Genomic DNA, 235 nt, shown 5'->3' with positions numbered 1-235 from the left:
TCTAGGGAGTTTAGCTCAGCTGGGAGAGCATCTGCCTTACAAGCAGAGGGTCAGCGGTTCGATCCCGTTAACTCCCAAAGGTCCCGTAGTGTAGCGGTTATCACGTCGCCCTGTCACGGCGAAGATCGCGGGTTCGATTCCCGTCGGGACCGTTTAAGATAACGTAAGTTATTTTAGACTCGTTAGCTCAGTTGGTAGAGCAATTGACTTTTAATCAATGGGTCACTGGTTCGAG

2 tRNA genes are annotated in these 235 nt (G+C 50.6%); both read left to right on the top strand.

From position 1 onward, the window contains the following. Positions 1-4 precede the first annotated feature (4 nt). Positions 5-77 (top strand) — tRNA-Val (locus N8O80_RS09640). A gap of 2 nt (positions 78-79) precedes the next feature. Then, positions 80-152: transfer RNA gene (locus N8O80_RS09635), tRNA-Asp, on the top strand. Positions 153-235 lie beyond the last annotated feature (83 nt).

Source organism: Streptococcus mitis, from assembly GCF_946190155.1.
In the GTDB taxonomy this organism is placed as follows: Bacteria; Bacillota; Bacilli; order Lactobacillales; family Streptococcaceae; genus Streptococcus; species Streptococcus mitis_CL.
This window is presented reverse-complemented; position numbering and strand designations above follow the sequence as displayed.